Below are 2534 nucleotides of genomic sequence, written 5' to 3'. Positions count from 1 at the left end.
CCAGTGCGACACGAAGTCGCTCCACCCAAGCGGACGACCTGCACGAGGAAGGAACTGAATACGTAGGCCGTCCCAGACCAGTGTCCAAGGTCTGTCCCCACGCTCGCATGCGTCGCTGGCAACGGCGGGGTGTGAAGCCGAGCGGGTCAAGCCCAAGAAGCGATCTGTGCCATCAGAGAGCAACAGGCGAAGGGGAATGACTGGCCGGGCTAATGAAAATGAACCCTTGATGACGTCTCGTCACTCCTAGGCCGCACAGATGGCATGTTTTGGCGGTTTTAGGGCCTAGCGCGGAGGAGCGCGATGTGGCCCCCTCGGTTGGTGGGGAGGGGAGCGGACACCACAGGCCCCGGGATTAAGAGGGAGCCCAACCCAGTCGCATCTTGATGGAGCGGAACGTGGAAACCCTGTTGAGGTCCGGAAGCAAACCGGTAAGCCGGAGGTAACAATGGCCCAATCCCTCAGCAGGAAAGGATGATCCAAGAAGCGAACGCCGGCAGGGCGAAAGCCCAGGGGAAAACAGAGAGGAATCCTCGATCTCTCCTATAACCCGCCGGATACGGGACTGTTGCCCGGCCCGAAAGGGAGCCCACGTGGATCAGGTAGGCCCGCGCAGACGAACGGCAAGGAAGCCCTAACCCAAGGACAAGTTGGATGCAGGAGGACGGTGTGACGACGGAAACCTTCGCGCTCATGTCGCCCGTTCCGGCGAACGGACTGAGGGACTACGCGCAAGAGTGGCACAGTATCGACTGGGCCACGACTGAGGCGACGGTAAGGCGACTAAGGCAGAGGATCTTCGCAGCCGCGAAGGATGGGGACCTGAAACGGGTCCGCAATCTGCAAAAGCTCATGCTCCGATCACACTCGAACACGCTCGTGAGCGTCAAGAGGGTTACGCAGCAGAGCCAAGGCCGCCGGACGGCTGGAATCGACCGGGAAACTGCCCTTACCCCGCGCGATCGGGGAATGGTAGCTGCGCAGGTTGCTGCGGAGGAGAATCCCGGGCGCGCTCTCCCAGTCCGGCGCGTGTACATACCCAAGGCGAATGGAAAGCAGCGCCCGCTAGGAATTCCAGTTATTCGAGATCGGATCAGTCAAGCCCGTGTCAAGAATGCCCTGGAGCCCGAGTGGGAAGCCCGGTTCGATCAACGGAGCTACGGCTTCCGTCCGGGTCGGGGCTGTCATGACGCAATCGGGCAGATCTTCAACGTCACAGGCCAGAAGCGGGCCAGGCGCTTGTGGGTGCTCGATGCGGACCTGACAGCGGCGTTCGACCGAATTTCACACACCCATCTCCTGAATAGCCTCGGAACATTTCCCGGCAGGGAAGCTGTGCGAGGGTGGATGAAGGCGGGGGTGATGGATAACGGCCGGTTTACGCCCACCTACGAGGGCACTCCTCAAGGTGGGGTAATCAGTCCACTGCTACTGAATATAGCCTTGCACGGAATGGAAGATGCCGCCGGGTGTGCCAATGAGGGTAAGGGTAATAGGTCCCGCCCTGGAGCACCCATCCTAGTTCGCTACGCTGACGACTTCGCTGTGTTCTGTCACAGCGCTGAGGAAGCAAATGCGGTCAAGGGGAGGCTGTCGCTATGGATGAACCCGAGGGGACTTTCCTTCAATGAGGAAAAGACGTCCATCGTCCATCTCGAAGAAGGATTCGACTTCCTTGGATTCAATATCCGCCGCTACAGCGGGAAGCTTCTGATCAAGCCGAGCAAGCAAGCCGTCAAGAGGATCAGGGAGCGGCTTCGAGCTGAGATGCTCGCTCTGCGAGGGGCGAACTCTCGTGCAGTGGTAAAGAAGCTGAACCCGATCATAAAAGGGTGGGCTACGTATTATCGGACGGTGGTGTCCAAGGAGATCTTCAGCGCCTTGGACCTGCATATGTGGAAGCTCACTCAGAAGTGGGCCAAGCACTCTCATCCGAAGAAGTCGAGAACCTGGTATATCGCCAAGTATTTCGACCGGTTCAACCGCTCCAGGCAAGACCGATGGGTGTTCGGAGATCGGGAAACTGGTATCTACATCTACAAGTTTGTCTGGACCAGTATCGAACGGCACGTCATCGTAAAAGGGGCTAGTTCCCCGGATGATCCGGGCCTGGAAACGTACTGGGCAAGTCGCCGCCGTAAGATTATTCCGGCAACATTCGACAAAATGTCGATCACGCTGGCTGCCCGCCAGAAGGGGATCTGTCCGCTGTGTAAACAGCCTCTGATCTCTGGCGCTGAATACGAACCCGACAGCCCTGGAGAATGGGCCGCCTGGTTTGCGGCGTCGATGAAACCGCTACATAAGCACCACTTCATCTACCGGCGGGACGGCGGTTCTGACGAGCGAACGAACCTACGCCTCGTACACGCCGAATGTCACCGCCAGCAGCACGCTGGCGACCACAGAAGGGCCAAGCAAGCATGACTATCCCGAGCGACTCCAGGGGCCCGCTTGAGCCGGATGCGAGGACGACTCGCAAGTCCGGTTCTGAGGGGGCTGGAGTGCGGCAACGCACTCCAGCTACCCGACTG

Annotated in this window: 1 protein-coding gene; it reads left to right on the top strand. The window is 59.3% G+C overall.

The window, feature by feature from the left end:
- Positions 1-654: 654 nt before the first annotated feature.
- The gene (gene ltrA, locus AC061S_RS44250; RefSeq protein ID WP_478691545.1) at positions 655-2427 is read left to right on the top strand and encodes a group II intron reverse transcriptase/maturase; all 1773 of its coding nucleotides are present in this window, start codon (positions 655-657) and stop codon (positions 2425-2427) included.
- Positions 2428-2534 lie beyond the last annotated feature (107 nt).

The sequence above is a fragment of the Streptomyces sp. CA189 genome (assembly GCF_056428985.1).
The sequence above is the reverse complement of the archived record's forward strand: the minus strand, read 5'-3'. Positions and strand labels throughout refer to the sequence as shown.